At 53.0% G+C, this 22,271-nt stretch carries 23 protein-coding genes, 1 tRNA gene and 1 riboswitch; all 24 genes read right to left on the bottom strand.

All coding sequences use genetic code 11. The features are described 5' to 3' along the window. Nucleotide 1: 1 nt before the first annotated feature. Entirely contained in the window at nucleotides 2-1,315 is a 1,314-nt protein-coding gene (mtaB, locus tag H6507_03880) for a tRNA (N(6)-L-threonylcarbamoyladenosine(37)-C(2))-methylthiotransferase MtaB (GenBank protein MCB9368231.1), read from the bottom strand. Then, the gene (gene rpsA, locus H6507_03875) at nucleotides 1,312-3,120 is read right to left on the bottom strand and encodes a 30S ribosomal protein S1 (GenBank protein ID MCB9368230.1); all 1,809 of its coding nucleotides are present in this window, start codon (nucleotides 3,118-3,120) and stop codon (nucleotides 1,312-1,314) included. Before rpsA ends, mtaB begins: the two co-directional genes overlap by 4 nt. A 72-nt stretch (nucleotides 3,121-3,192) precedes the next feature. Next, nucleotides 3,193-3,873 carry a 1-acyl-sn-glycerol-3-phosphate acyltransferase gene (locus tag H6507_03870; GenBank protein MCB9368229.1) on the bottom strand — a complete coding sequence of 227 codons (681 nt, stop codon included), beginning with the start codon at nucleotides 3,871-3,873 and terminating at the stop codon, nucleotides 3,193-3,195. Between the two features lie 5 nt (nucleotides 3,874-3,878). Continuing rightward, nucleotides 3,879-4,577 (bottom strand): (d)CMP kinase, encoded by a 699-nt coding sequence (locus H6507_03865; GenBank protein ID MCB9368228.1) that lies wholly within the window; start codon nucleotides 4,575-4,577, stop codon nucleotides 3,879-3,881. Further along, nucleotides 4,574-6,274, bottom strand: coding sequence for a short-chain dehydrogenase (locus H6507_03860; GenBank protein ID MCB9368227.1), 1,701 nt, complete (start codon nucleotides 6,272-6,274; stop codon nucleotides 4,574-4,576). The genes H6507_03865 and H6507_03860 overlap by 4 nt, the downstream gene beginning before the upstream one ends. Nucleotides 6,275-6,280: 6 nt before the next feature. Then, nucleotides 6,281-7,072, bottom strand: a complete 792-nt coding sequence (gene scpB / locus H6507_03855) for an SMC-Scp complex subunit ScpB (GenBank protein MCB9368226.1) — start codon at nucleotides 7,070-7,072, stop codon at nucleotides 6,281-6,283. A 2-nt stretch (nucleotides 7,073-7,074) separates the two neighbouring features. After that, on the bottom strand, nucleotides 7,075-7,815 hold the full coding sequence (locus H6507_03850; protein ID MCB9368225.1) for a segregation/condensation protein A: 741 nt from the start codon (nucleotides 7,813-7,815) through the stop codon (nucleotides 7,075-7,077). Next, nucleotides 7,812-8,813: a tryptophan--tRNA ligase gene (gene trpS, locus H6507_03845; protein ID MCB9368224.1), complete on the bottom strand. Its 1,002-nt coding sequence runs from the start codon at nucleotides 8,811-8,813 to the stop codon at nucleotides 7,812-7,814. Before trpS ends, H6507_03850 begins: the two co-directional genes overlap by 4 nt. 109 nt (nucleotides 8,814-8,922) lie before the next feature. Then, a complete protein-coding gene (locus H6507_03840; GenBank protein MCB9368223.1) occupies nucleotides 8,923-10,188 on the bottom strand; it encodes a T9SS type A sorting domain-containing protein in 1,266 nt (421 codons plus the stop codon). Beyond that, nucleotides 10,178-12,112 (bottom strand): TonB-dependent receptor, encoded by a 1,935-nt coding sequence (locus H6507_03835; protein MCB9368222.1) that lies wholly within the window; start codon nucleotides 12,110-12,112, stop codon nucleotides 10,178-10,180. The genes H6507_03840 and H6507_03835 overlap by 11 nt, the downstream gene beginning before the upstream one ends. Continuing rightward, the gene (locus H6507_03830; GenBank protein ID MCB9368221.1) at nucleotides 12,109-13,899 is read right to left on the bottom strand and encodes a hypothetical protein; all 1,791 of its coding nucleotides are present in this window, start codon (nucleotides 13,897-13,899) and stop codon (nucleotides 12,109-12,111) included. Before H6507_03830 ends, H6507_03835 begins: the two co-directional genes overlap by 4 nt. Beyond that, on the bottom strand, nucleotides 13,896-14,486 hold the full coding sequence (locus H6507_03825; GenBank protein MCB9368220.1) for a hypothetical protein: 591 nt from the start codon (nucleotides 14,484-14,486) through the stop codon (nucleotides 13,896-13,898). Before H6507_03825 ends, H6507_03830 begins: the two co-directional genes overlap by 4 nt. A gap of 18 nt (nucleotides 14,487-14,504) precedes the next feature. Next, nucleotides 14,505-14,639: riboswitch (cobalamin riboswitch) on the bottom strand. Between the two features lie 25 nt (nucleotides 14,640-14,664). After that, complete coding sequence (rplS, locus tag H6507_03820; GenBank protein MCB9368219.1) at nucleotides 14,665-15,027, bottom strand: 50S ribosomal protein L19; 363 nt, start codon at nucleotides 15,025-15,027, stop codon at nucleotides 14,665-14,667. 8 nt (nucleotides 15,028-15,035) lie between these two features. Continuing rightward, a complete protein-coding gene (trmD, locus tag H6507_03815; protein ID MCB9368218.1) occupies nucleotides 15,036-15,746 on the bottom strand; it encodes a tRNA (guanosine(37)-N1)-methyltransferase TrmD in 711 nt (236 codons plus the stop codon). Next, nucleotides 15,736-16,299 carry a 16S rRNA processing protein RimM gene (rimM, locus tag H6507_03810; protein ID MCB9368217.1) on the bottom strand — a complete coding sequence of 188 codons (564 nt, stop codon included), beginning with the start codon at nucleotides 16,297-16,299 and terminating at the stop codon, nucleotides 15,736-15,738. The genes trmD and rimM overlap by 11 nt, the downstream gene beginning before the upstream one ends. Beyond that, on the bottom strand, nucleotides 16,292-16,594 hold the full coding sequence (locus H6507_03805; protein MCB9368216.1) for a KH domain-containing protein: 303 nt from the start codon (nucleotides 16,592-16,594) through the stop codon (nucleotides 16,292-16,294). The genes rimM and H6507_03805 overlap by 8 nt, the downstream gene beginning before the upstream one ends. Nucleotides 16,595-16,655: 61 nt before the next feature. Continuing rightward, complete coding sequence (gene rpsP, locus H6507_03800; protein MCB9368215.1) at nucleotides 16,656-17,183, bottom strand: 30S ribosomal protein S16; 528 nt, start codon at nucleotides 17,181-17,183, stop codon at nucleotides 16,656-16,658. Between the two features lie 40 nt (nucleotides 17,184-17,223). After that, nucleotides 17,224-18,543, bottom strand: coding sequence for a signal recognition particle protein (ffh, locus tag H6507_03795; GenBank protein ID MCB9368214.1), 1,320 nt, complete (start codon nucleotides 18,541-18,543; stop codon nucleotides 17,224-17,226). A gap of 9 nt (nucleotides 18,544-18,552) precedes the next feature. Then, the gene (gene rfaE2 / locus H6507_03790) at nucleotides 18,553-19,020 is read right to left on the bottom strand and encodes a D-glycero-beta-D-manno-heptose 1-phosphate adenylyltransferase (GenBank protein ID MCB9368213.1); all 468 of its coding nucleotides are present in this window, start codon (nucleotides 19,018-19,020) and stop codon (nucleotides 18,553-18,555) included. 20 nt (nucleotides 19,021-19,040) lie between these two features. Next, nucleotides 19,041-19,117 (bottom strand) — tRNA-Val (locus tag H6507_03785). Nucleotides 19,118-19,122: 5 nt separating this feature from the next. Next, a complete protein-coding gene (locus H6507_03780; protein ID MCB9368212.1) occupies nucleotides 19,123-20,103 on the bottom strand; it encodes a bifunctional hydroxymethylpyrimidine kinase/phosphomethylpyrimidine kinase in 981 nt (326 codons plus the stop codon). 18 nt (nucleotides 20,104-20,121) lie between these two features. After that, nucleotides 20,122-20,679, bottom strand: coding sequence for a ribosome recycling factor (gene frr, locus H6507_03775; GenBank protein MCB9368211.1), 558 nt, complete (start codon nucleotides 20,677-20,679; stop codon nucleotides 20,122-20,124). Continuing rightward, nucleotides 20,676-21,395 (bottom strand): UMP kinase, encoded by a 720-nt coding sequence (locus tag H6507_03770; protein ID MCB9368210.1) that lies wholly within the window; start codon nucleotides 21,393-21,395, stop codon nucleotides 20,676-20,678. The genes frr and H6507_03770 overlap by 4 nt, the downstream gene beginning before the upstream one ends. Next, nucleotides 21,395-22,270, bottom strand: a complete 876-nt coding sequence (locus H6507_03765; GenBank protein ID MCB9368209.1) for an elongation factor Ts — start codon at nucleotides 22,268-22,270, stop codon at nucleotides 21,395-21,397. The genes H6507_03770 and H6507_03765 overlap by 1 nt, the downstream gene beginning before the upstream one ends. Between the last annotated feature and the right edge of the window lies 1 nt (nucleotide 22,271).

The following is a 22,271-nucleotide window of genomic DNA, read 5'->3' as shown; positions in this document are numbered from 1 at the left end:
CTTAATTTCCAATCGGTTTGCAATACAAAAAGTCTGCATCCGCGTGATCGACGTAAACATTCGCGATCCTGCCAGGCTCGATTTCCTTAGAGTGCACGGCTATATCGGCATAGTTTCGCGCGTGTCCGTAAGTAAAATCACCGGACCCGCGGTTTTCCGCGATCGTTTCAACTGTCTGACCAACGTGGCGCAGGTTGAAATCCAATTTTAGTTTTCGAGAAAGATCTCGCAGGGAATTCGCGCGGCGAGTGGATTCGTGCTGCGGCACATATCCCTGCATTTTGGTGGCTGCGGTTCCCGGCCGACTGCTGAATGGAAAAACATGCAGGTAGGAGATCGGATGCGACTCGAGAAAAGCGAATGTTTCTTGAAACTGCGCGTCCGTTTCACCCGGAAATCCAACTATGACGTCTGCTCCAATTCCCCAATCGTCCCGAAGTTTGAAGGCGAGATCTAATTTTTCCCGCAATTCTCGTACGGTGTACCGGCGGTTCATTCTGTGCAGGACTTCGTCACAGGCACTTTGAAATGGCAGATGCAAGTGGGGACAAATGACGTCGGACTCGGCGACTGTATGAAGGAAACGCTCGGTGACGGCCCACGGTTCCACGCTCCCTAATCTAAGACGCCGAAGACCCTGAACGCCGGTAATTGCGGCGACAACGTCAGGCAAAATGTCCATTTCGTCGCGGTCGAACCCGTACGTACCCAGTGCGACACCGGTAACGACGATTTCTTGAAAGCCCTTGTCAACGAGCTGTTTTGCTCGTGTGACTGCCTCCTCCTTGGAAAGACTTCTGCCTTTCCCACGCAGTTTTGGCACGATGCAGTATGTACAATGCTGGGAGCAGCCGTCCTGAATTTTTAGGAATGCTCTCGTTCTGCCACTCAACCCGTCGACGACTGTGCTGTCCGTCCACGGTTCTTCATTCTTAATCCCACCTACCTGCACAGACTCGCTACTCGCGAGTATCTTTGCCAGTTGTTCCTTTTCCCGATTGCCGAATACGACGTGAGCCCCCGATTTCAAAAGGGAAGCCGATGATCTCTCGGCCAAGCATCCCGTCGCCGCAATCTTCGCACTTGGGTTTTGGCGAAGGGCCGCGCGGATAGCCGCGCGGCCCTTTCGTTCCGCAGTCTCTGTCACCGCACACGTGTTGACGACCACCAGGTCGGCGTCACGTGCGCTTTCAGTCTCACAAAACCCCTCCGACCGCAACTGCGTCAACAGCATCTCGCTGTCATATTGATTTAGTTTGCAGCCAAGCGTCGTGACATGCACGAGCTTTTTTGACGGAGGACTCTCTGGGATCATGCAGACTCTGTCGAGTCGTTCGGTTCGGTTGAGTCTGACGAATCGTCCGACGAATCAGCGGTATCACTGCCCACGATATACTGTTCGCGGGTTTCGGCATCGAGTTCGTCTTCCGCTTCGGCACCATCAGGAGCCTGCGCGGCCAGAATGATCTTCTTATTCTCACGGTCGAACTCAATCACTTCAAGCATGATTTCGTCTCCGACGCTCACGGATTGCTTCGCTCCTTTGGTCAGTCGCTTCAACTGACTTGCGGGCACGAAGCCTTCGACTTCGCGCGGCAATTCGACGATCACGCCCTTGTCCATCACGCGTACAACCTTACCGTTCGCTTGCGATCCGACGGAATAGAGCGTTTCGAATTCGTCCCACGGATTTTCTTGCGCTTGCTTCAGACCTAAGGCAATACGGCGCTCATTGCGGTCAAATCCGAGCACAACAATTTCGACTTCTTCACCCTTTTGGAGAATTTCACCAGGGTGGCGGACTCGTTTTGTCCACGACAGATCGGAAATGTGCACCAGTCCGTCGATGCCATCTTCCAATTCGACGAACGCGCCGAAGGGAACAAGGTCACGAACTTTGCCATTGTGGCGAGATCCCGGTGCGTACTTCTGCTCGAGGTTTTCCCACGGATCGGCGTCGACCTGCTTCATACCCAAGGAAATCTTGCGGCCTTCCTTGTCAATGTTCAGGATAACCACTTCGATTTCGTCACCGACCGAAAGCATGGCGGACGGATGCTTGATATGCTGCGTCCAGCTCATCTCGGAAATGTGCACGAGGCCTTCGAGACCTTTTTCGAGTTCTACGAACGCGCCGTAGCGAGCGATCGACACGACCTTGCCCATGACCTTGGCACCGACGGGATAGCGTTCATCAACTCCGTCCCACGGATGCGGCTGAAGCTGCTTCAAACCGACGGAAATACGCTGGCGTTCACGGTCGTAGTCAAGCACCTTGACCGTGAGCTTTTGATCAAGCTGCACAACTTCTGACGGATGGCTGACCCGGCCCCAAGAAAGGTCCGTGATGTGCAAGAGTCCGTCCACGCCGCCGAGGTCGACGAAGACACCAAAGTCGGTGATGTTCTTCGCGGTTCCTTCCATGACGTCGCCCACTTGAAGTTCGGCGAGAATCTTCTCGCGTACACCCTTCAAGCCCTCTTCGATGATTACCTTGCGCGACACGACGATGTTCTTGCGTGCGTCGTTGAGCTTGACAATCCTGAATTCCATATCCTGACCGACCAATGCGTCGAAGTCACGCACCGGATGTACGTCGATTTGCGAACCGGGCAAAAAGGCCTCGACTCCCATGACGTTGACCACGAATCCGCCCTTGATACGGCGCTGGATGTTGCCGGTCGTAATTTCTTCTTTCTCGTAAATCGACTGAATCCGCTCCCACGTCTTCATGAAGTCGGCTTTGCGCTTCGAGAGCGAAAGCTGACCCGAATGATCTTCGACGCGATCGAGGAAGACTTCGACGTCGTCGCCGATTTTTACGTCCGTAAGATTTGCGAATTCGTCGCGCGCGACAGCGCCTTCCGATTTGAAGCCGATATCGATCGAGATTTCTTTGTCACTGATCGATACGATCTTGCCTTGAACAATTTCGCCTTCGCGGAATTCCATGACCAGTTTGCCGTAAAGATTGGCAAGGTCCTGAGCTTCCTGCGTCAGTTTCTGTTGTTCTTCGGGGAGTTCGCTGCGCTTGACTTTGCGGCCCTTGAACAGGACTTCATCCACCCAAGGAGTGGACTTGGTTTCCTCGGCCGCAGGGGTTTGTGTTACTTCTTCCATTTTTTTCTCCCGGTTCTTTATTCCCGCCGGGTAACGGGGTTTGGTGAAACAACTACTGCCCGCGATTTCGGGCTATCTTAATCGTTCGTCTTCAATAATTGAGCGGTCACTGATCTGACCCGGTTCCGTGATCTTCGCAATTGTCGTATTCAAAGACAAATCGCGTATCAGATTCAGAATTCTGTCGGCCACTTGTTGGTAACCGTCGCGAGTGTCGGACGCGTCTTGAATAATCGATTCTGCGCTGACGGGTTTGCCGACGACAACTTCCATCTGCGGGCGCTTCAGGGTGAACTTCCTGCCTGTGGCAGTACCATGAACGTAAAGTGGCACAACATCCGCTCTCGTCTTGTAAAGCACCCAACCGACTCCGAATTTTGGGTACAAGTAACCGTTTGCAGGTGCGCGCGTGCCCTCGGGAAAAAACACCAATGCGCCGTCCGATTTCAGGACTTTCAGGCACGTGGTCATCGCCGCTTTATCCATCTGACCACGTTTGACAGGAAAAGCATTCAGCTTGCGCAAGAACGGACCGAAAATCGGACTCGTGAACAACTCGGCTTTGGCAAAATAGCTCACTTCGCGATCCAAGTGCGACCCGAGAATCGGCGGATCGAGATTCGAGCGATGATTGGAACAGATCAGAACACTTCCCGATTTGGGGAGATTTTCAAGACCAGTTACTCGAACACCGTACAATATCCGAAAAAGTGTTCGAGCCGTCCATGCAACTGTCGCGTAAAACGCTCGCACAAAATCTACTTGCCGTCCGCTGAAGCGGTTACTTTCTTGATTAAGCCCAACACTTTGTCCACCTGATCACCGATTGTTAGGTGCGTCGTGTCCAATTCGATTGCGTTTTCAGCCTTTTTCAGCGGGCTGTGTTCGCGAGTAGAATCCCGGTTGTCGCGTTTGACAATTGCTTCTTCAACCTCTTCGACCGACTGGACAATTCCACGTGCCGCAAGTTCTCGTTGACGGCGCACAGCACGAACGTGAGCGTCGGCTATGAGATAGATTTTCAAATCGGCTTTAGGAAATACCACTGTACCGATGTCGCGGCCGTCCGCGATTATGCCGCCTTCTTTGCCGATCTCCCTTTGCCACTCGACAAGATGTTCCCGTACCAGGCCATGCTCAGAAACTGGCCCGACCCACAAAGAGATGTCAGGCGTGCGAATCTCTTCGGTCACATCTTCGCCGTCAAGCAGGAAATGAACGCCACCGTCGAAATTCTTCTGAGTGACTGTCGTCGTGTTCAGCAGTTTGGTAAGCGCCGCTTTGTCAGTCAACTCGATGCCGCTGCGATAAATCTTGAGCGCCACCGCGCGGTACATGGCGCCGGTGTCCAGATACATCAATCCGAGTTGATCCGCAACACGCTTAGCGGTCGTAGACTTGCCGCTGCTTGCAGGTCCGTCGATTGCGATAACCAGTGACTTCGGGTCTCGGCTCATGCCTTTATGCGTCCGCCGTTCTCTTCGTCAATAAAAATCTGCGTGACGATCTTGCCGACGAAATGAGAATCACTCTCACCCTCGAAGCGGCTGGGCCACGGATAACCTGACGAAGAATCTTGACGATTCTCTTCGTCGTCGAACTGCAAGTGTTTCTCGATTCGCTGCTGCCAGAGTTTCATGTTGGCAGGACGAAGGTCTACCCAACCCTTCTTGGCCCACTCGTTTAAACTCGTATCGTCGACCTTGAACTCGTTCGAGCCTGCATACGGAGGGATCTTGACTTCCGGCCCACGAAGAATCTGTTTGCCGTCAGGCAAAAGAATCGGCACTCCGATCGACAAAATGGTCGCCCGCAACGTATCGTTGGATTTGACGACATTCAACAACGCTTCCGAGCATTCGTTTTCGGACTTGCGACAAAAACCGAGAACATTCGGAAAAGCCAACCAAATCAAATAGGCTTCGTAAAGTAGTTTGGATAGATGCGGAGGTCCAAGCATCTCAAATGCGATGCTGCGGCTGCCGGATTTTTGCTCAAGTCGAACCATTTCGTCGAGCGCCGCTTTGCGAAGGATGCCGGCGCGGTATGTCGGACCCATGACGACCGCATCCAGCGCGCCAACGACATCAAATCCGCTGTTGCCGCCTTCGATTTCCGTTACGACCGAATGCGCGATTTCCTCGGGCGTCACAAACTCCATCTGCTCCGCCGCGGTAATCGTAAAAAACTCTTCGGTCGAGAAAATTCCGTTCTCGCCGGTGTCTATGTAGACCGCCTTCAAGTTTTCCTGCTTCTCCGTTCCAGCCGAATTGTCCAAACGTTTGAAAACAGGACCCAGCGTAACCGGGGATTGCGGATCACAATCAAAGAGTGGAATGGGTTTGCCGCCACGACGAATCTCGCCGTAAGCAATCTTTTTCCACGCAATAACCGCAGCGGGTTTGATCTCTTTAACATAAGGAGAACCCGGCGTCCGCCCCATCAAGAACAAAAGCAAGCTGTGCGCTCCCGCCAAAGAAGACTTGCTGAGCAGTTGCCCAGACGGTCTGTCTTCGGAGTGAGTATAAGGAATATTCAATCCCATGCCGCCCGTGCCAGTAGTTCCGACTTTCACGTACATACGGACACTATGAGTGCGGCATGCTTCGTTCAAAACTTGCAAATGCCTAATCAATTGGGGAATACTGATCGTGCTGACCAGTTTTTCGACTTGGGACCGAATGCTGTCCGCGGTAGCCTTGCCGCCCGCGCTGTCCATCGCCTCACGAACATCGTAGTACGCCGTATACGTGTCTTGATAGGCAAGCCCCGTCGCCGAATTCACGCTGTCGATAATAATGTCTGGCTTGTGCTTCGCGATAATTTGATAGAGAAAGAAAGACTTGAGTCTGTCTTCCGACGGCTTTTCAAAGACGCCATCCACAAATTGTCTGCGCAAGTCTGCATCGTCCAAAATCTCCGGACGCGAATGGTCCTTAAGTTTGGATGTCAAGAAAATGTCGCCCCATTCGGCAACGACCTCACAACCACCCCTAAAAGGCTGAAGCTCTGACACAGCGTCCTTCGCTTCATGCTCGCGCAGTGACAAAACCGCCAAATAGGACGGCTTCTGCGCCAATAGTCTCTTGCATACTGCAACACCAACCAGTCCCCAACCGCCCAAAACGAGAATTCTACTGTTTTTAATATTCATTAGTCTTTACTCGCTGTCTTCCGATATGTTCTTTGTGGTCAGCTTGTGATGACCATTGCCGGATTTCGGAGTGTCTTGCGTGTCCTCCGTCTCCTCCGGCAAAGTTTCTTCAGGCGCGTCAAGCAAGAGGCTCTCTTGTTCTTGCTCCGCGGCCCGCAGCTCGCCTAATTCGCGAGTCAGCTCGGCGTGTCTCGGCAAATCCGAAACACTGGTTACTCCGAAGTATTTTAGGAATTCATCAGTAATTTCATAGAGCAATGGACGTCCCACCAACTCCGCACGGCCCTTAACGCGAATGAGTCTGCGATCAAGCAAATTCCGCAATACGCCGCCGGAGTCAACGCCCCTGATTTCGTCGATGTCTACACGTGTAACAGGGCCGCGAAAAGCGATTACCGCGAGTGACTCGAGTGCCGCTCGTGACAGCTTTGTGCGGGCCTTCTCGGCCAAGAACCGCCTAAGCAAATCGCCGTGCTCGGGGCGCGTAAACAGCATGTAGCCGCCGGCAACTTGAAGAATCTCGAATGAGCGCTGTTGCGTTTCGTACTCGTGATTCAAAGCGGTCACCAAATCCGGAAGTTTGCCTTTTGCGCGTTTGCCCACAGCATTCACGAATGCCGCTTCCGTCAGAGGCTCCGTGCTGGCCAAAAGCAAAGCTTCAAGCTGCGACATGCGTCGTCTTGTGCGGACGTCCTCATCCGATTCGTCCGTGGACTCGTCTTCGCCTTCGAATTCTTCAGGCTCAGACGACTCTTGTTCGTCTTCGAATTGGTTGTATTCTTCTTCCGAAAAGGGCATTCTTAAGCGGCCTGTATTTCAGCGGCCTCAGGTCGGGCCACGTAAATTTCTTCAAAGGGTTGATTTTGATCCAGCTTGACTTTGCCTTGCCGCGCCAACTCCAGCAAGGCAAGCAGCGTCGCAACCCAGACTATCCTGTCGGGAATTGACCGAAGCTGTTCAAGTAAAGCAAACCGTTCCAAACGACTGAGATTCGTCATCACCCATTGTACACGCTCCTCGACAGACACCTTGAGGAGTTTGACTTCGTGAAAGACCTTCGATTCACGGCGGGCGAGAATCTCCTCCATGGCGCGGGCGAGATCATATATCGATATCGGGAACAAAAGTTCCGTTCCTTCAGGACGTGTCTCATCTGAAACCGCTTCGCGTGCAAGCGGCTTGCGATCATACATATCCATCTCGAGCTTGCCCAAATCCTCTGCCGCTTCTTTGATGCGAGAATAGATTTGGAGTCTGTTGACCAACTCACGGCGGGGATCATCAAGCTCGATCGCTTCGTGCGCTTCTGTGTGCGGCAAGAGCATCCTAACTTTGATCGACAGCAGAGTCGCGGCCATCAACAAGTACTCGCCAGCATCTTCCAGATTGTCTACACCGATAGAATCGAGCGCTTCAAGATACGACTCAGTGATCTCAGCCATAGGAAGATCAAGAATGTCGTATTCTTTGCGCGTGACCAAAAAGAGCAGCAAATCAAGCGGGCCTTCAAAGCGCGGCAGTTTAACTTGCCACATGCTCATGCGCCGAATCCCATCGTATTGTGAACTTCGGACATAGTTTGATCCGCCACTTTCGTCGCCCGCTCTTTTCCCATCTGAAGCACTTCGGCCACGCGACCGGGATTGGCTTCAAGATTTCTGCGGCGCTCATGGATTGGCGCAAGATGTTCGATAATCTTTGCGGCGCAGCGTTTCTTACAATCTACACATCCCAAGGCGCCGCTTTCACAGCCGGATCGAAGCTCAGGCGTTTCTGCTTCGTTAAATTTCTTGTGGTAACCAAAGACCAAGCAGACATCCGGACGGCCGGGATCATTCTTGCGAACCTTAAGCGGATCGGTGACGGCCTTGCGAAGTTTACTTGAAATCTCGTCGGGCGAATCGGCCAGCAGAATTGTATTTCCAACCGACTTGGACATGCGTTTGCCATCCAATCCTTGCAGTCGCGGAAACTGCGTCAACAGCCCTTCCGGTTCCGGAAACACTGGATGCCCAGGCGCATACAGATTGTTGAAACGACGAGCAAGTTCGCGCGTGACTTCGATATGCGGCAACTGGTCTTCACCGACCGGGACAACCTCGCCTTTGTACATCATGATGTCCGCTGCTTGCAAAACTGGGTACGTTAGGTGTCCAGCAGTAACGGCGTCCTCCAAACCTAAATCGCGAACCTGGTCCTTTAGAGTAGGATTGCGCTCCAAGCGTCCGGTGGAGATAATCATGTTCAGTATCAAATAAAGCTCGGCATGCGCTTTGATCTGCGACTGCACAAAAATCGGACTTTTTTCAGGGTCTATTCCGGCGGCCAGCCAATCGGTGACCATCTCGTGAATATTCTCGGGAATTTGGCGGGTATGCTCGAAATCCGTGGTCAACGTATGCCAATCGGCAACGAGGTGAAAATTCTCAAAGCTATCCTGCAAGCGAACCCAATTTTCGAGAGCGCCGACGTAATTTCCAAGGTGAAGTCGGCCGGTAGGCCTCATTCCGGATAGAATACGTTTCTTGCTGGTGCTCATCAAAAAAGGGTCGGTCTACAGGTCTATCTTTGGTAATCGTTGAAGATACGATATTTCCGACAGACTTGCAAACTGACCCAGCGCCTCAGTTGGATGCGTAAAATATTGTTTATTTAAGATATAGTATTTTCTTTGCGGTTCGTTCATTTTCTCCCTTCAGGCTAACAAAGTATGCCCCTGCAGCGACCTCTTGCCCGGCCCCATCATGGGCGTCCCAAAAGACCCTGTTTTGTCCAACTGCCAGGGGGAGTTCTGCAACCTGTCGTCCACATAAGTCGAAAATTCTTAGCTCCGCCGAGGTATGAATCTGCCCCTTAAGGTCGAAGGCCACTGTACTGTTGAAGGGGTTTGGAAAAGCTCTGAGTATCTCAAACTCTGATACGTCTTGAAGGTGCGGCGGGCTATCATCGAGCTCATCCCACCAGATACAAATCGCACCCGGCCCAGCGGACATATCGTACGTAACGAGAAGCTCTCCAGATGAACTGCGAATTTCTACCGTCGCATCGGAAAAACATGACACCGCAAAACTGCCATCGGACAGCGCTTGGATATCGCTGGCTCCCACTCCGCAAAATATGGGATTGTCGCTGTCATTTATCAGTGCTCTGGTTTCAACACTGTATTTGAATACGTAGCCTTCATTCCCCCACCCTCCTGCAGCAACGAAAGCCTCATTGCGAAACACCGAGACAGCTCCGGGAGTTCCGCCGCAACCAAGCGAAGAACGGTTCGAGTGATTTGTCAGATCGACTATGTCTATTTCGCCGGGAATATCGCCGTAATTCCCGGTGCAGGCGACATGAACTTCATTTCCAACAAACTCCATATATTGCGCGTTTACTCCCAAACTAACAGAGTCCGTTAGTGCAAATGTTCCGGGGTCATAGATCATCAAATATCCATTGCCATAAGACGGGAACGCGACGCCAGTGTTCAGCACAAAGATCCTTTGGTCCCGCACCGCAACGGATTGCGGACCAACACCCGTGGCAAACGTCGTGTCAATCACTCCGGTCGCAAAATTTACGATGGTCAAAGTGCCGCTGACCGACCCCGTGACAACAACATGCTCGTGATCCAGCACCGCGACGGCCCACGGATTTACGGTTCCAGTCAACTCGATCTCTCTCAGCGTTGTCAATGAATGCCGGTCTATGACCTGCAGAGTATTGAATCCGGTATTTACGACAAACAACTTTTCTTCAGTCACGGCCACGTCGTTCGGGATGTTACCGAGTGTAACGGCGTGCGCCTCGTATTGCCCCGTCTGAGTGTTTATCCATCCAAGGCTTTCGTCCAGCCCATTTACCACATAGATCGTTGCCGCATTCAGCATACTTGCCAAAAAAAGAATCAGGAAGCTAAGAACCACGTGAAGCGCTCCAAAGATCGCATGTTAAGGAAATTGAGTACTCACGAAGCGGCATGGGCGCGAACCGGATCACACGATAGTCTGAATTCAGGACATTCGCACAACGAAGCGCTGCTTGCCAACCGGCTCCCGCCCAGCGAAATCGCTGAGACCACTCCGCATTAACAAGCGTGTAAGCCGGAAGCCACTTAGAATTTGTTTCGAGCACCGCTTGTTTGCTTACCCACTTGGACTCGAGGACCACGAAGGACTGTCGATATTCTGCCGAAACGCGTGCATTAAGAGTCCGCAATGGCCGATAGATGAGGTATTTCCCGTCGGAAACGCGATCGCCGCTTCGATCACGAGCTTCAAGCCATTCCATTGAGCATTCCGCTTCGAGATGATTTGGAACTGCAACTTGTTTCAGGCCTACTGTGTAGTTGTCGAGCGTCGCGCGTCGCAGATTCTGCGGAGTCCAACGTCCGTCAAAGGCTTGCCTCCAGTAGATCAGGTCCTTCACAATGTTGTGCGAGGCATCGATTTCGAGAGACGTTGAATAGACTCCGCGCGATCCGATTTTCGCGTAAGCCTCATATTGGATCGATGACTCCGGGCGCAAATCCGGATTTCCTTGCGCGAGCAATTCGTCATTCCAGAACAGAGAGTAGAAGCTCGGAGCTCTATATGCCTTCGAGTACCGCCCCCCCATGGTGAAGGGGATACTTGTCTTGTTTGCGAAAAAGACCTCAGCTCCGGGAAGCGATTGCAATTGCGAATCACCGAAGCGCTCAACCGCAAAGAATCCGGTTATGCTCGCAACACGCGCAGCGCTCTGTGCAAGTTGAATATGGCGAGTAAATGAGGTTCCAGCACGCCATCTATTCCGCGTTGCTTGATCATTTGTCAAAACTCCGCTCGAAAGAGCCTCGCGCTCTAAGCGGCCGTCGGCTTCAATTGATATCGCTTTTGTGCCGCGGGACACCTGAGAAAACAGAGAATATCTGGATGAGGATTCGTGCGATTCGTGCAAGAAACTATATGGATCGGAGTCGTTGTAGTTCTTCTGCTGAGATTGAAATCCAGCCGCTGACTGCACTTCAATCTTGCTTGTTGAAGCATTCCAGTTCACTTGGGCGCTTCTCTTAAGCTCATCTTGGTTCGCTTCAGGCGTGGGGCGCGGAGCGAGGTATCCCGGCAAGCCGAACGCCGCCCGCTCGATTGAATATGTCCCGCTGAACTCATGTATTCCGAAGGTCTGTGCGAGTCTTCCGGAAACGTGGTCGCGCAACAGATGATTGTTGTCCCGTTTAAATACTTCTCCCAAATGCGCGGTGAATGGTCCGTTTCCATCCGCTTCCGTAATTCGGAATCGATAGTCTCCTTGGCCCTGCTCACGCGAGGCGTCAATGGAAGCCGTAAAGTCGTTGTTTCGCCATGTGCGAGTCGCACTCAGAGTGGATAACGTTTCACTTGTTTCTCCAGATAAGCGGAGTCCGTCTTGCTCCGGCGACCTCGTTCGAATAAGGATTGCCCCACCAATAGATTCGGCAACCGTACCGTTTCCACCGCGCACGACTTCAATGGATTCTATGCGTTCAACTGAGATCTTAGACAGATCGCTTTCACCACTGCCGACGTCGGAGATCTTCAGACCGTCTACCAGCACTGCAACTTGATTTGTATTCGATCCGCCGATGCGAGCGAACTCTTGTCCTCCCGAGGTGGCGTCTTTGCGGATCGAAATCCCGCCAACCATGTCTAAGAATTCCGCTGCAGAATGTGCGCCGGTTTTCTCAATGGTCTCGTGTGAAAAGACTTGCTTGGACCCGGGTTGTATCCCTCGAATCACCACTTCAGGAAGCGTGCGTACGGGGACAACCTTCTCCGCGGCGCGTGCCGCGGCCGTCACGAAAAGCAGCAGTATGAGCGCACGCGCAATCATAACTTGAACGTCCAGCGCAGGCCGAAATACTCTTCTTTGCTGATCAACACGTAACCCGGAAGATATTCGTAGTGCTGCCCTGTCAGATTTTCTGCTCCCCATATCAAGGTTACACCTTCGATGGTTCCCTCTACGCGGAAATGCAGCATGTGAGTCGGTCCGACATCGTAGGACGCATAATCTGAAACGGCGTCATGCTTTCCGATCATCTCATGCGCGACGTAGGAGGTGATGTGCAGCGGCGCTTTGAAGAAGTCGCGGCTGATGAGCAATCGAGTAAAGGCGCGCGTGTCAAGTGCACGGGTAAAGTCGTGTTCGTCGGTTTCGACCGAAGTCCATGACTGCAGACGGAAACTTGACGTCAAAGCTACGTCGCAATCCAATGAAACTCCATGCCACACAGACAAAAATTCGTTTTCCGGGAAGTAGTCAAGTGTGTCACCGCTTGATGTGAAACTATGCTTGTCATAGGCGATGCGAGTGAACTTAATGGTCGCGTTGGACGTGCCCCGATTTAGGTTGATGCCGCCTGCCATCATCCCTACCTTGTTTATCTCGTGCCGAGGTTCAAAAGCAGTCAGCGTACCTCCGTAGTACGATGAACCAAAGAACCTCTCGTCGACTGGCAGTTCACGGTATGCGAGCGGATACTTCGCGTACCGCCAAAACTGAGGCACAGATTTGTAACCGAAATTGCTTTCGGTCTGCACGCTCAGTCCTGCAACCCTTTTGCTTTCAAGTTTTAGCCAGATGGATTCGTCAGGGTAAACGTCTTGATTCTCAATTCTTGATTTTACGTCGATCCTCTGCCGATACAATCCTCTTAGGTCTGCTTTTAGAATTCCAAGATCGTGTCCGGCATTTACCTTCAGCGACAGAGCATTTTCCGAGCGCTGGTCGATCCCGGGAAAGGAAAAGTCCGACAGCTCGACCGCGGCGCGAGTGCCGAACGTGGATTTGTTCTTGCTGAAGTCCCCCTGCGCGTACCCGTACCAAAATTTCTCACGAAGCCCAAAATAGGACCCACGTGTTTCGCGATCTTGGCGGGCATGCAAACCAAACTCCCACCGAAACGATTGTCCCATGCGGTTTAGTTTTGCAGTTGCGTATTCGCGTTCGCTGTAAACTTGGGGGCGCTGAAATATGTTGTCGACACGAAATGCCACGGGCGCTTGAGCATCAACATCCGTTCCGCCATATTCCAGAGAGCCTCTCCACTGGTCAGAAAGCTGCGCAATTATTCTTCCGCTCATATTATAGAAGCGTGATTTACTAATGCCCAGACGCAGGCCGTCATACCAGAACAACCGACCTCTCGCTTCGGCGGATACCGATTTGGACAACTGCTGCGCTTGAGCAAAATCAATTCTGCCAAAGCCATAGTACCCTTCTCGCAGAACAACTTCCGTTGTGGTACTGTCACTGGGGAGCATGCGACTACGAAGGTCGAGCGTGCCGAAGGGACTTGTGCCGTCGAACCTTAATGACAGGGACTTTACTCCTTCGGGTGAGTCCAGATTCGAGTCATACAACCCGTCACTGACACGATGCCATGGAATACCGTCACGTTCAACTCCTATCAGCCACGGTTGAGCGTTCCACGGTCTGAACAAGACCGGAGCTCCGACGACTCCATAGTCCATGGGATAGAGTCCGGGCAAGCGGCGAATCCAGTCACTCATGTCTTCATATGCAACCGTTGACATGCGTTCGTAAGTCAATTGTTGAGCTGATGCCGCGCCGAACAGCGAAAAAAGCAGAACCGCTATGAGTTTAAAGTGCTTCAAATTGGATTCTCTATTAGGGTCGTCAGCCGCGGCAAAAGTGGAGCGACGACGAGCAAGAAGACAAGTGTATTCGAGACGAGATGAATTGCGGAGAATGGCGCCCCCAAAACCAGCGACGCGAACGTTTGGTCAGCGGAGAAACCGGCGGCAATGGGAAAGGCGAGATTTGTGAGGACCTCGAACCACAACGTTGCCGCGACGCCCAATAGAACCACAAATAGAGTTCTCAGCGAAATGGACGCCCGTCGGGCGAAGCCTGAGCAAATCGTTCCCGCCGCGGCCGCACCCATCATGCCAAGCGTTTGTGCGACGAGCGTGAGACCAACCGAGCTACCCATCGGGTGAAATCCGGCAAAAAGAACTTCAATCAGCATGGAGCACAAAACCCCCGTGCCGAACCCGAGCAAGTACCCCGCGCAAAAACATGTCGCGGTCACCAACTCAACGTTTGGAACAGGGGCTAACAAATATCCGAGCGCAACTCCGACGGCCACAAATGCGGCTGCGCGAGTTAACAGCAATGGCGGGACTTTGTGTCCGCCGAAAGAATCCATTATTTTCTCTTCGTTAACACGAAGAGCCTCCACCTTACTCCTTGTCTCCGAAGGTCGGTGAAAGCCGCAGGCAGGTCTCCTGGCTTGGAGTACAAAACTCCTTCACAGTTGCGGGACAGCGACGGAATCGCACCGTCTTCCCTATTCTTCCGCCCGTGGGCGGACACCTACAGCCGATATGCGGACCGCTGATGCGGACCTAAAGAAGAGCTTAGTTGTTGCTTTCCGTGACGCGAGCCTTCTCACGAATACGCGACTTCTTGCCTGTAAGGCCACGCAGATAGTGCAACTTTGCACGGCGAACCCGGCCGCGACGCGTCACTTCAATCTTGGCGATACGCGGTGAATGGAGCGGAAAGACACGTTCCACGCCGACGCCCATGGACATTTTGCGGACCGTGAACGTCTCATCAAGACCGCCGCCGTGACGACCGATGCACACACCTTGGAACGCCTGAATGCGCTCTTTGTCACCTTCAATCACGCGGACACTGACGTTCAGCGTGTCGCCCGGCACAAAGCTCGGAACGTCTTGCCGAAGATCGTCCATGGTCCAATTCGCGATGCGATTCATGATAGCCTCTAAATATTTTTTTCTTTGTTCTCGTTGTTCAGAAGGTCGGGGCGCTTTGCGCGCGTACTGTTTTCGCGCTGCGCTCGCCGCCATTCTTCGATTTTGGCGTGATGACCTGAAATAAGTACTTCAGGAACTTTTAGGCCCTCGAATTCTTCTGGTTTCGTGTAGTAAGGCGAATCCAAATCGCCCTGAACGAAACTGTCATTGTTGGCCGAGTCTTCGTCGCCCAATACACCGGGAAGCCTTCTGACTACTGCGTCAACCAACAGAGCAGCCGGAAGCTCGCCGCCGCTGACGACAAAATCTCCGATCGAAACTTCCTCCCAAGAATCACGCTCAAAGACTCGCGCATCAATATCCTTGTAGTGTCCGCACAGAATAATCAGCCACTCATCCAGCAGGAATTCATCCACGATGGTCTGAGTGAGTTTTCTTCCTTGCGGCGACATAAAGAGCAAGCGCGGCGTCTTGTTGAAGTCTGATCGATACCGCTTGACTGCGTCCAAACAGGCGAAGATGGGCTGAGCCATCATGATCATTCCAGCGCCGCCGCCATAGGGAATATCATCGATTTTTCCGTGACGGTCGGTGGTATAGTGCCGGATGTCATGGACCCAAATTTCCACTTTGCCTTCTTGCAGTGCGCGGGAAACGATGGATTCGTTCAACGGACCGCTCAAAAGCTCTGGGAATCCTGTCAGAATATCAATGATCACTTTCGCCCAGTGCCGGCGGTATGGTCTCGGGTTCGACCAACTCGGCAGTCCTTCTTATCACGATATATTTGTCCGTGACGTCCGTCTTCCCTACCCATTCGTCAACGAAGGGGACAAGAACTTCGCCTTTGGCAGTCTTAAGCACCAAAACGTCCTGAGATCCGCGAATGACGTCTTCAACCTCACCGAATTCGTCACCGGATTCAGTACGTGCGCGGCATCCAATCAGGTCACTGATATAGTAGGAATCTTCGGGAAGCTGCCAGCGCTCGCTTAATGGGAGTTCAATGGTCGCGCCGCGCAAAATGTCGGCATGTTCCCGAGTTCGAATTCCTTCAAGCGTCAGTAATATTCCGCGCGGAGCAAACTTGCAGCGTTTGATTCTGACTTCTTGGACGGAGCCGTCACGCTTGCAGAGCGTGCATACCTTTAGCCCTTCAAATCGTTCCGGAAAGTCGGTACGCAGGTCGATCTTGAGAGTGCCCTGCAATCCATGAGAGCCGACGACGACTCCAATGACAACCCGCTCTTCCGGCCCGGGGATATTAGGCATGCTCTCCGCTGCTGTCGTAGGACTCCAAGTGTGGAGGTTCTGCGCCCTTGGGCGGCATCGCCGGATCCACGATCTCAAATCCTGCACGGATTCCGCGTCTTGCAGCCGCTGCGAAGACCAGTGTTCTTAGTGATCGGGCGGTCCGGCCTTCTTTGCCAATGACTTGACCCAAATCACCCTGCCCTACAAAAAGTTTGTAGAGTACTCGCCCATTCTCTTCCTTGATCGTTTCAATCCTGACTTGTTCAGGCTTCTCGACAAGGTGCTTGACGATAAAGCTGATGAAATCTTCCATCGCAGTCTCGCTCGCCTATTGTGTAAGTGTAGTCAGAGGGCGTTAATGTGCTGTCGCGAATCTACTCGCTCGGGGCCTCGCCCGCGTCGGCAGGTGCGTCTGCGGGGGCTTCGGTAGCAGCGGCGGATTCCGCGGCGGCTTTTTCAGCAGCGGCCTTTGCCGCCGCTTCGGCTTCGGCAGCCTTGGCAGCATCAATGGCCTTCTGCTTTTCAAGTTCCTTGGCTTTCTTCCGGTCCACAGCGGTTTCGATCTTTTGCTGAGCGCGCATTGCGGCAGCGTTTTTAACACGGTCCGCTTCGGCGGCCGCTTGTTCCGCGGATGCGCCGCGCTTCAGAAGATCGTACTGAATCATCACTCCCTCGCGAGAGAGCAAGCTGCGAACTGTGTCAGAAGGTTGCGCTCCCTTGCGTAGCCAATCAATTGCCTTTTGAGCGGAAAGCTCCAAAACCGCAGGTTGCTGTGAAGGATAGTACACTCCAAGCTGATCCAGATAAGCACCATCGCGGCGCTTGCGTCCGTCCATCACTACGATGCGATAGCACGGGATTTTCTTGCGGCCTGCGCGCGTTAATCTAATGCGAACTGCCAAGGTTGTTGTCCTGTAATATTTCTTTCTTTGAAATCTCTTTTTAACGTCCGAAGACGCGCTTCACTTGACCGGGCCCCGCTTTGCGCAGCTTTTTCATCATCTGAACCATTTGGTCGTACTGCTGAATCATGCGGTTCACATGTTGTACGCTCAGACCTGCACCTGCCGCGATACGCTTTCGGCGGCTGGCATTCAATACTTGCGGCCGGTCTCGTTCAAACGGCGTCATAGACAAAATCAGGGCCTCAGTATGTTTCAGTGCACGTTCATCCACTTGGACATTTTTCATGCGCTGACTCATACCGGGGATCATTCCCAGAAGCTCTGTCATCGAACCCATCTTCTTGAGTTGCCGGAGCTGCTCGAGGAAATCACTAAGTGTAAACTCCGCTTTTCGAAGTTTTGCTTCGAGTTCGGCGGCTTTGTCTTCGTCAAAAGTAGCTTGCGCGCGTTCGACGAGCGTAACGATATCGCCGCGGCCGAGAATTCGTCCAGCGACACGGTCGGGATGAAAAGGCTCAAGTTGGTCGAGCTTTTCGCCGACGGATAGAAATTTGATCGGCGCATTCGTAATCGCGCGAATCGAAAGTGCTGCACCACCGCGCGTGTCGCCGTCCATTTTGGTCAGCACTGCGCCTGAAAAATTCAATCTGTCGTAGAATGCTTTAGCGGAATTCACGGCATCCTGACCGGTCATGCCGTCCGCAACGAACAAAATCTCCGCGGGATCCGTGGCCTTTCGCACGCGATCGAGTTCCGTCATCAGATCGTCGTCAACATGCAAGCGGCCGGCGGTATCGAGAATCACCGGATCAAGGCTAATCTTACGTGCCTGCCGCAGTCCAGCTTCGCAGACTTCAACGGGATTCTTGCTTTCGCCGCGAAACACGTTCACGCCTATGGACTCACCCAAAACCTGCAACTGATCCTGCGCGGCAGGACGCTGAAGATCGGCGGCAATCAAAAGCGGACGACGGCCCTTGGTTTTGAAATGGCGGGCAAGCTTAGCGCAAAAGGTCGTCTTACCGGAACCTTGCAGTCCGACCACCATTACGACCGTCGGAGGTTTCTTGCCGGTGTTTAGACGGGCTTCTTTTTCACCAAGCAGTGTGACCAGCTCGTCGTGCACAATCTTGACAAAGAGCTGCGCGGGCTGAAGCGACTTTAGGACCTCTTGTCCAAGTGCTTTCTCTTCGACGCGAGCCAAGAAGTCACGCGCAACCTGCAAATTAACGTCGGCTTCGAGCAGCGCGCGGCGCACGTCCGTCAGGCCGTCGCGGATGTTCGATTCCGTAATCTTGCCGACTCCGCGGAGATTACGAAATACCTTATCTAATTTTGTAGTTAGATCGTCAAACACGATTCAATATTACTTCGCGGCTCGCTTGATCATCGACGTCGTGGAATAGCCATCTCGAAACGGAATCGTCTGCACCTTGCCCCCAATAGACTGCATGAACTCGGCGCCCGCGATTTCCGAAATCTTGTAGTCGCCGCCCTTCACGAGAATGGTCGGCTTAATTTCGCGGATGAGTTCTTCGGGAGTATCTTCTTCGAAGATAACTACGGCGTCAACTGATTTCAAACCAAGCAGCACGGCCGCGCGGTCTTCGGCGGAATTCAGCGGACGGTCGGGGCCTTTCAGCCTTTTGGTCGAGTCGTCTGAGTTCAATCCGACTATCAAGAAGTCGCCAAGACTTTTCGCTTCTTCAAGATACTCCACGTGTCCGCGATGAATCAGATCGAACACGCCGTTGGTGAAAACGACTTCGCCATCGCGCAGTCTTTCCAAATAGCAACGAGACGCCGCTTCGCGGCGACTGATGAGTCCCTTCACTGCGCCTTCCGTTTCATTCATGGTGGGCGACACAGGATTTGAACCTGTGACCTCTGGTATGTGAGACCAGCGCTCTAACCAACTGAGCTAGTCGCCCTAAAATCATTCGAATCGATCGTATGCCGACGCCAGCCGGTTTGAATCTATCGGCACAACGCCGACCTGTTCACACACTATTCCCGCCGCAATATTCGCCAATGTCGCGGCCTGAACGACATCCGCCCCTCCCAGTTCGCACGCAACGAACGTCGAAATCACGGTGTCGCCAGCGCCTGACACATCCGCGACGTCGCGCGCATTCGTCGGTATTGAAGTCGTCTTTTCACGAGTGCAAATCGTCATACCTCTTTCGCCGCGCGTGACCATGAGGACATCCGGCGAAAGCTCTTTTTGCAGCCGTTCCAGAGCCACAGACAGCGACTCGTCGTCTTCAATCTTCAAACCTAACGCGCGTTCTGTTTCGCGCAGATTGGGCTTGAAGAGGTGGACATTTTGATAGAGCAAAAAGTTGTCAAACTTCGGGTCAACGTACACCGGCAGGCCGCGTCTGCCCGCCATCTTCAGAGCGCCTTCGATCACAGCCGACGTAAGAACACCTTTGTTGTAATCCTGAAGAATTACGCCGTCAAGGCTCGACAGAAAACTCTCAAACGAGCCCAGCAAACTCTTTGTATTTTGCGTTTCAAGCAGCGCGGTCGTCTCGCGGTCTACTCTGACAATGTGCTGGTCGTGTGCGATGACACGGATCTTTTCAGTTGTTTTGCGATCCGCAAGCTCCAACAATCCACCGCAATCGCATCCGAACCCGGAAAGGTGCTCGCGCATCAACTCGCTGGCTTTGTCCTTGCCGGAAACACCGAATGCCACGGGTTGAATTCCCAATGAAGCAAGATTGGCGACGACATTTCCCGCGCCGCCCAAACTACTGCGCTCATCCTCAATTTCAACTACAGGGACCGGAGCTTCGGGACTTATGCGCCGGACCGAACCGACAAGGTGACGGTCGAGCATGTAGTCGCCAACAACGGCGACGCGCTTGCCCTTAGCTTGCGCAAGTATGTCAAAGAATTTTAGAGCAGGCATAAAGGGTCTGAGCCAAGCTCAGATCTCCATGACTTCCTTTTCCTTCAGCTCAAGAAGATGATCCATCTCCTTGATGTGCTTGTCCGTCAACTTCTGTACTTCGCCTTGAGCGTCGTGCGATTTGTCTTCGGACAACTCATGATTCTTTTCGAGCTTCTTAATATGCTCGTTGGCATCACGTCGCACATTTCGGATAGCCGTCTTGGCATCTTCAACGTACTTCTTGACGACCTTAACCAACTCTTTGCGGCGATCCTCCGTCAACGGCGGAAGAGCAAGCCTTATCTGCTGGCCGTCATTGTTCGGATTAAGCCCGAGGTCGGATTTCTGAATTGCCTTTTCGATGGCACCGAGCGTACTCTTGTCCCAAGGCTGAATCAATATCGTCCGCGCATCGGGAGTCGAAATATTCGCCATTTGCGATAAAGGCATTTCAGAGCCGTAAGCATCCGCTTTGATTGGCTCAACCAAACCCACAGATGCCTTGCCCGTGCGGATTCTCGTCAACTCTTGACGGAGAACCTCCACCGAGCGTTTCATACGCAGATCACAATCTGCAAGTATTTCCTTAATCATGCTGCGACAGGATTCGCGATGAGCGTTCCAATCGGCTCTCCTTGGAGTAACCGCAGAAGGTTTCCGCGAACCTTAAAGTTGAATACTTGAATGGGAATCCCGTTTTCCATGCAAAACGTTACAGCCGTCGAGTCAATGGCCCGCAACTGACGTTCAACAAACTCAAGATAGGTAATGTGGTCGTATTTCGTTGCCGTTGCGTCAAGCACCGGGTCGGCCGTGTAGATTCCGTCGACCTTAGTGCCCTTCAAGAGCACATCAGCACGAATCTCCTTGGCACGCAGAGCTGCAGCGGTGTCTGTCGTAAAGAACGGACTGCCCGTGCCTGCTGCAAAAATAACAACCCTGCCCTTTTCGAGGTGACGCATTGCGCGACGGCGAATAAAGGGCTCGGCAACTGTTTGCAGCGGAATTGCCGATTGTACTCGTGTGTCGAGACCGAGTTTTTCAAGCGCATCCTGCACGGCAAGGCTATTAATGACCGTCGCCAGCATTCCCATTTGGTCCGCCGAGACTCGATCCATACCCGACGCGGCACCTTTCAGCCCGCGAAAGATATTTCCGCCGCCGATGACGATGCCTACTTCGACACCAAGCCTGCACGCTTCCGCAACTTCCTCGGCCATCGCATTCATTGTTGCAAGATCAATTCCGTAGGCGCCTTCACCAGAAAGAGCTTCGCCGGAAAGTTTCAGCAGAATGCGCTTATATCGCATCAGGCGCCTACGCGGACACGCAGGAAAGACTTGACGGAAATCGGTTTGCCAACGACTTTCTCCGTCGCCGCAACGACATCCTTAATCGTTTGCTTCGGCTCCTTAATGAAGGGCTGTTCCATCAGCACGATGCCTGCGAGCCACTTGTTGACGCGGCCTTCCGCAATCTTGGCGACGGCGGGTTCCGGTTTGCCTTCAGCGCGAGCACGGTCTTTTTCAAGTTCGGTTTCGGCAGCAATCTTGTCGGCGGGTACTTCGTCGCGCAATACAAACTCGGGCGTCGACGCGGCAACCTGCATCGCCAAGTCACGGCCCAACGTGTGGACTTCGCTCTTCGCGGCGTCGGCGCCGCTCATTGCGACCAACACACCCAGCTTGTTGTCGGAGTGAACATAGTGGCCGACATAGCCATCGGCAGCTTCGAGCTTACCGAACCGACCGATCTCAAGTTTCTCGCCGATCTTGCCAATCAAGGTTGTCAAAGTTGTGCCTACGTCCGACCCATTGAGGTTTTGAGCCTTCAGGTCTTCCACAGACTTGCCGCTGGCATCTTTCCAGTTCAAGACAAGATTGGCAAGGTCATTGGCAAACTGTTGAAATTCTTCGTTCCGACCGACGAAGTCCGTTTCGCAACGCACTTCGACCAGCGCGGCGCTCTTGCCGTCGGGAGAAGACACAATCGAAACAACGCCTTCCTCTGCTGAACGCTCGGCACGCTTTTCGGCGGCGGCCTGTCCCTTTTTGCGCAAAATCTCCATGGCCTTGTCGCGGTCGCCGCCGGCTTCCGCAAGAGCCTTCTTGCAATCCATCATTCCCGCGCCGGTTTCGCGGCGCAGCATCGCTACATCGGATGCATTTATCGTGACGTCAGACACT

Source organism: Calditrichota bacterium (assembly GCA_020637445.1).
Classification (GTDB): Bacteria; Electryoneota; RPQS01; order RPQS01; family RPQS01; genus JABWCQ01.
This window is presented reverse-complemented; position numbering and strand designations above follow the sequence as displayed.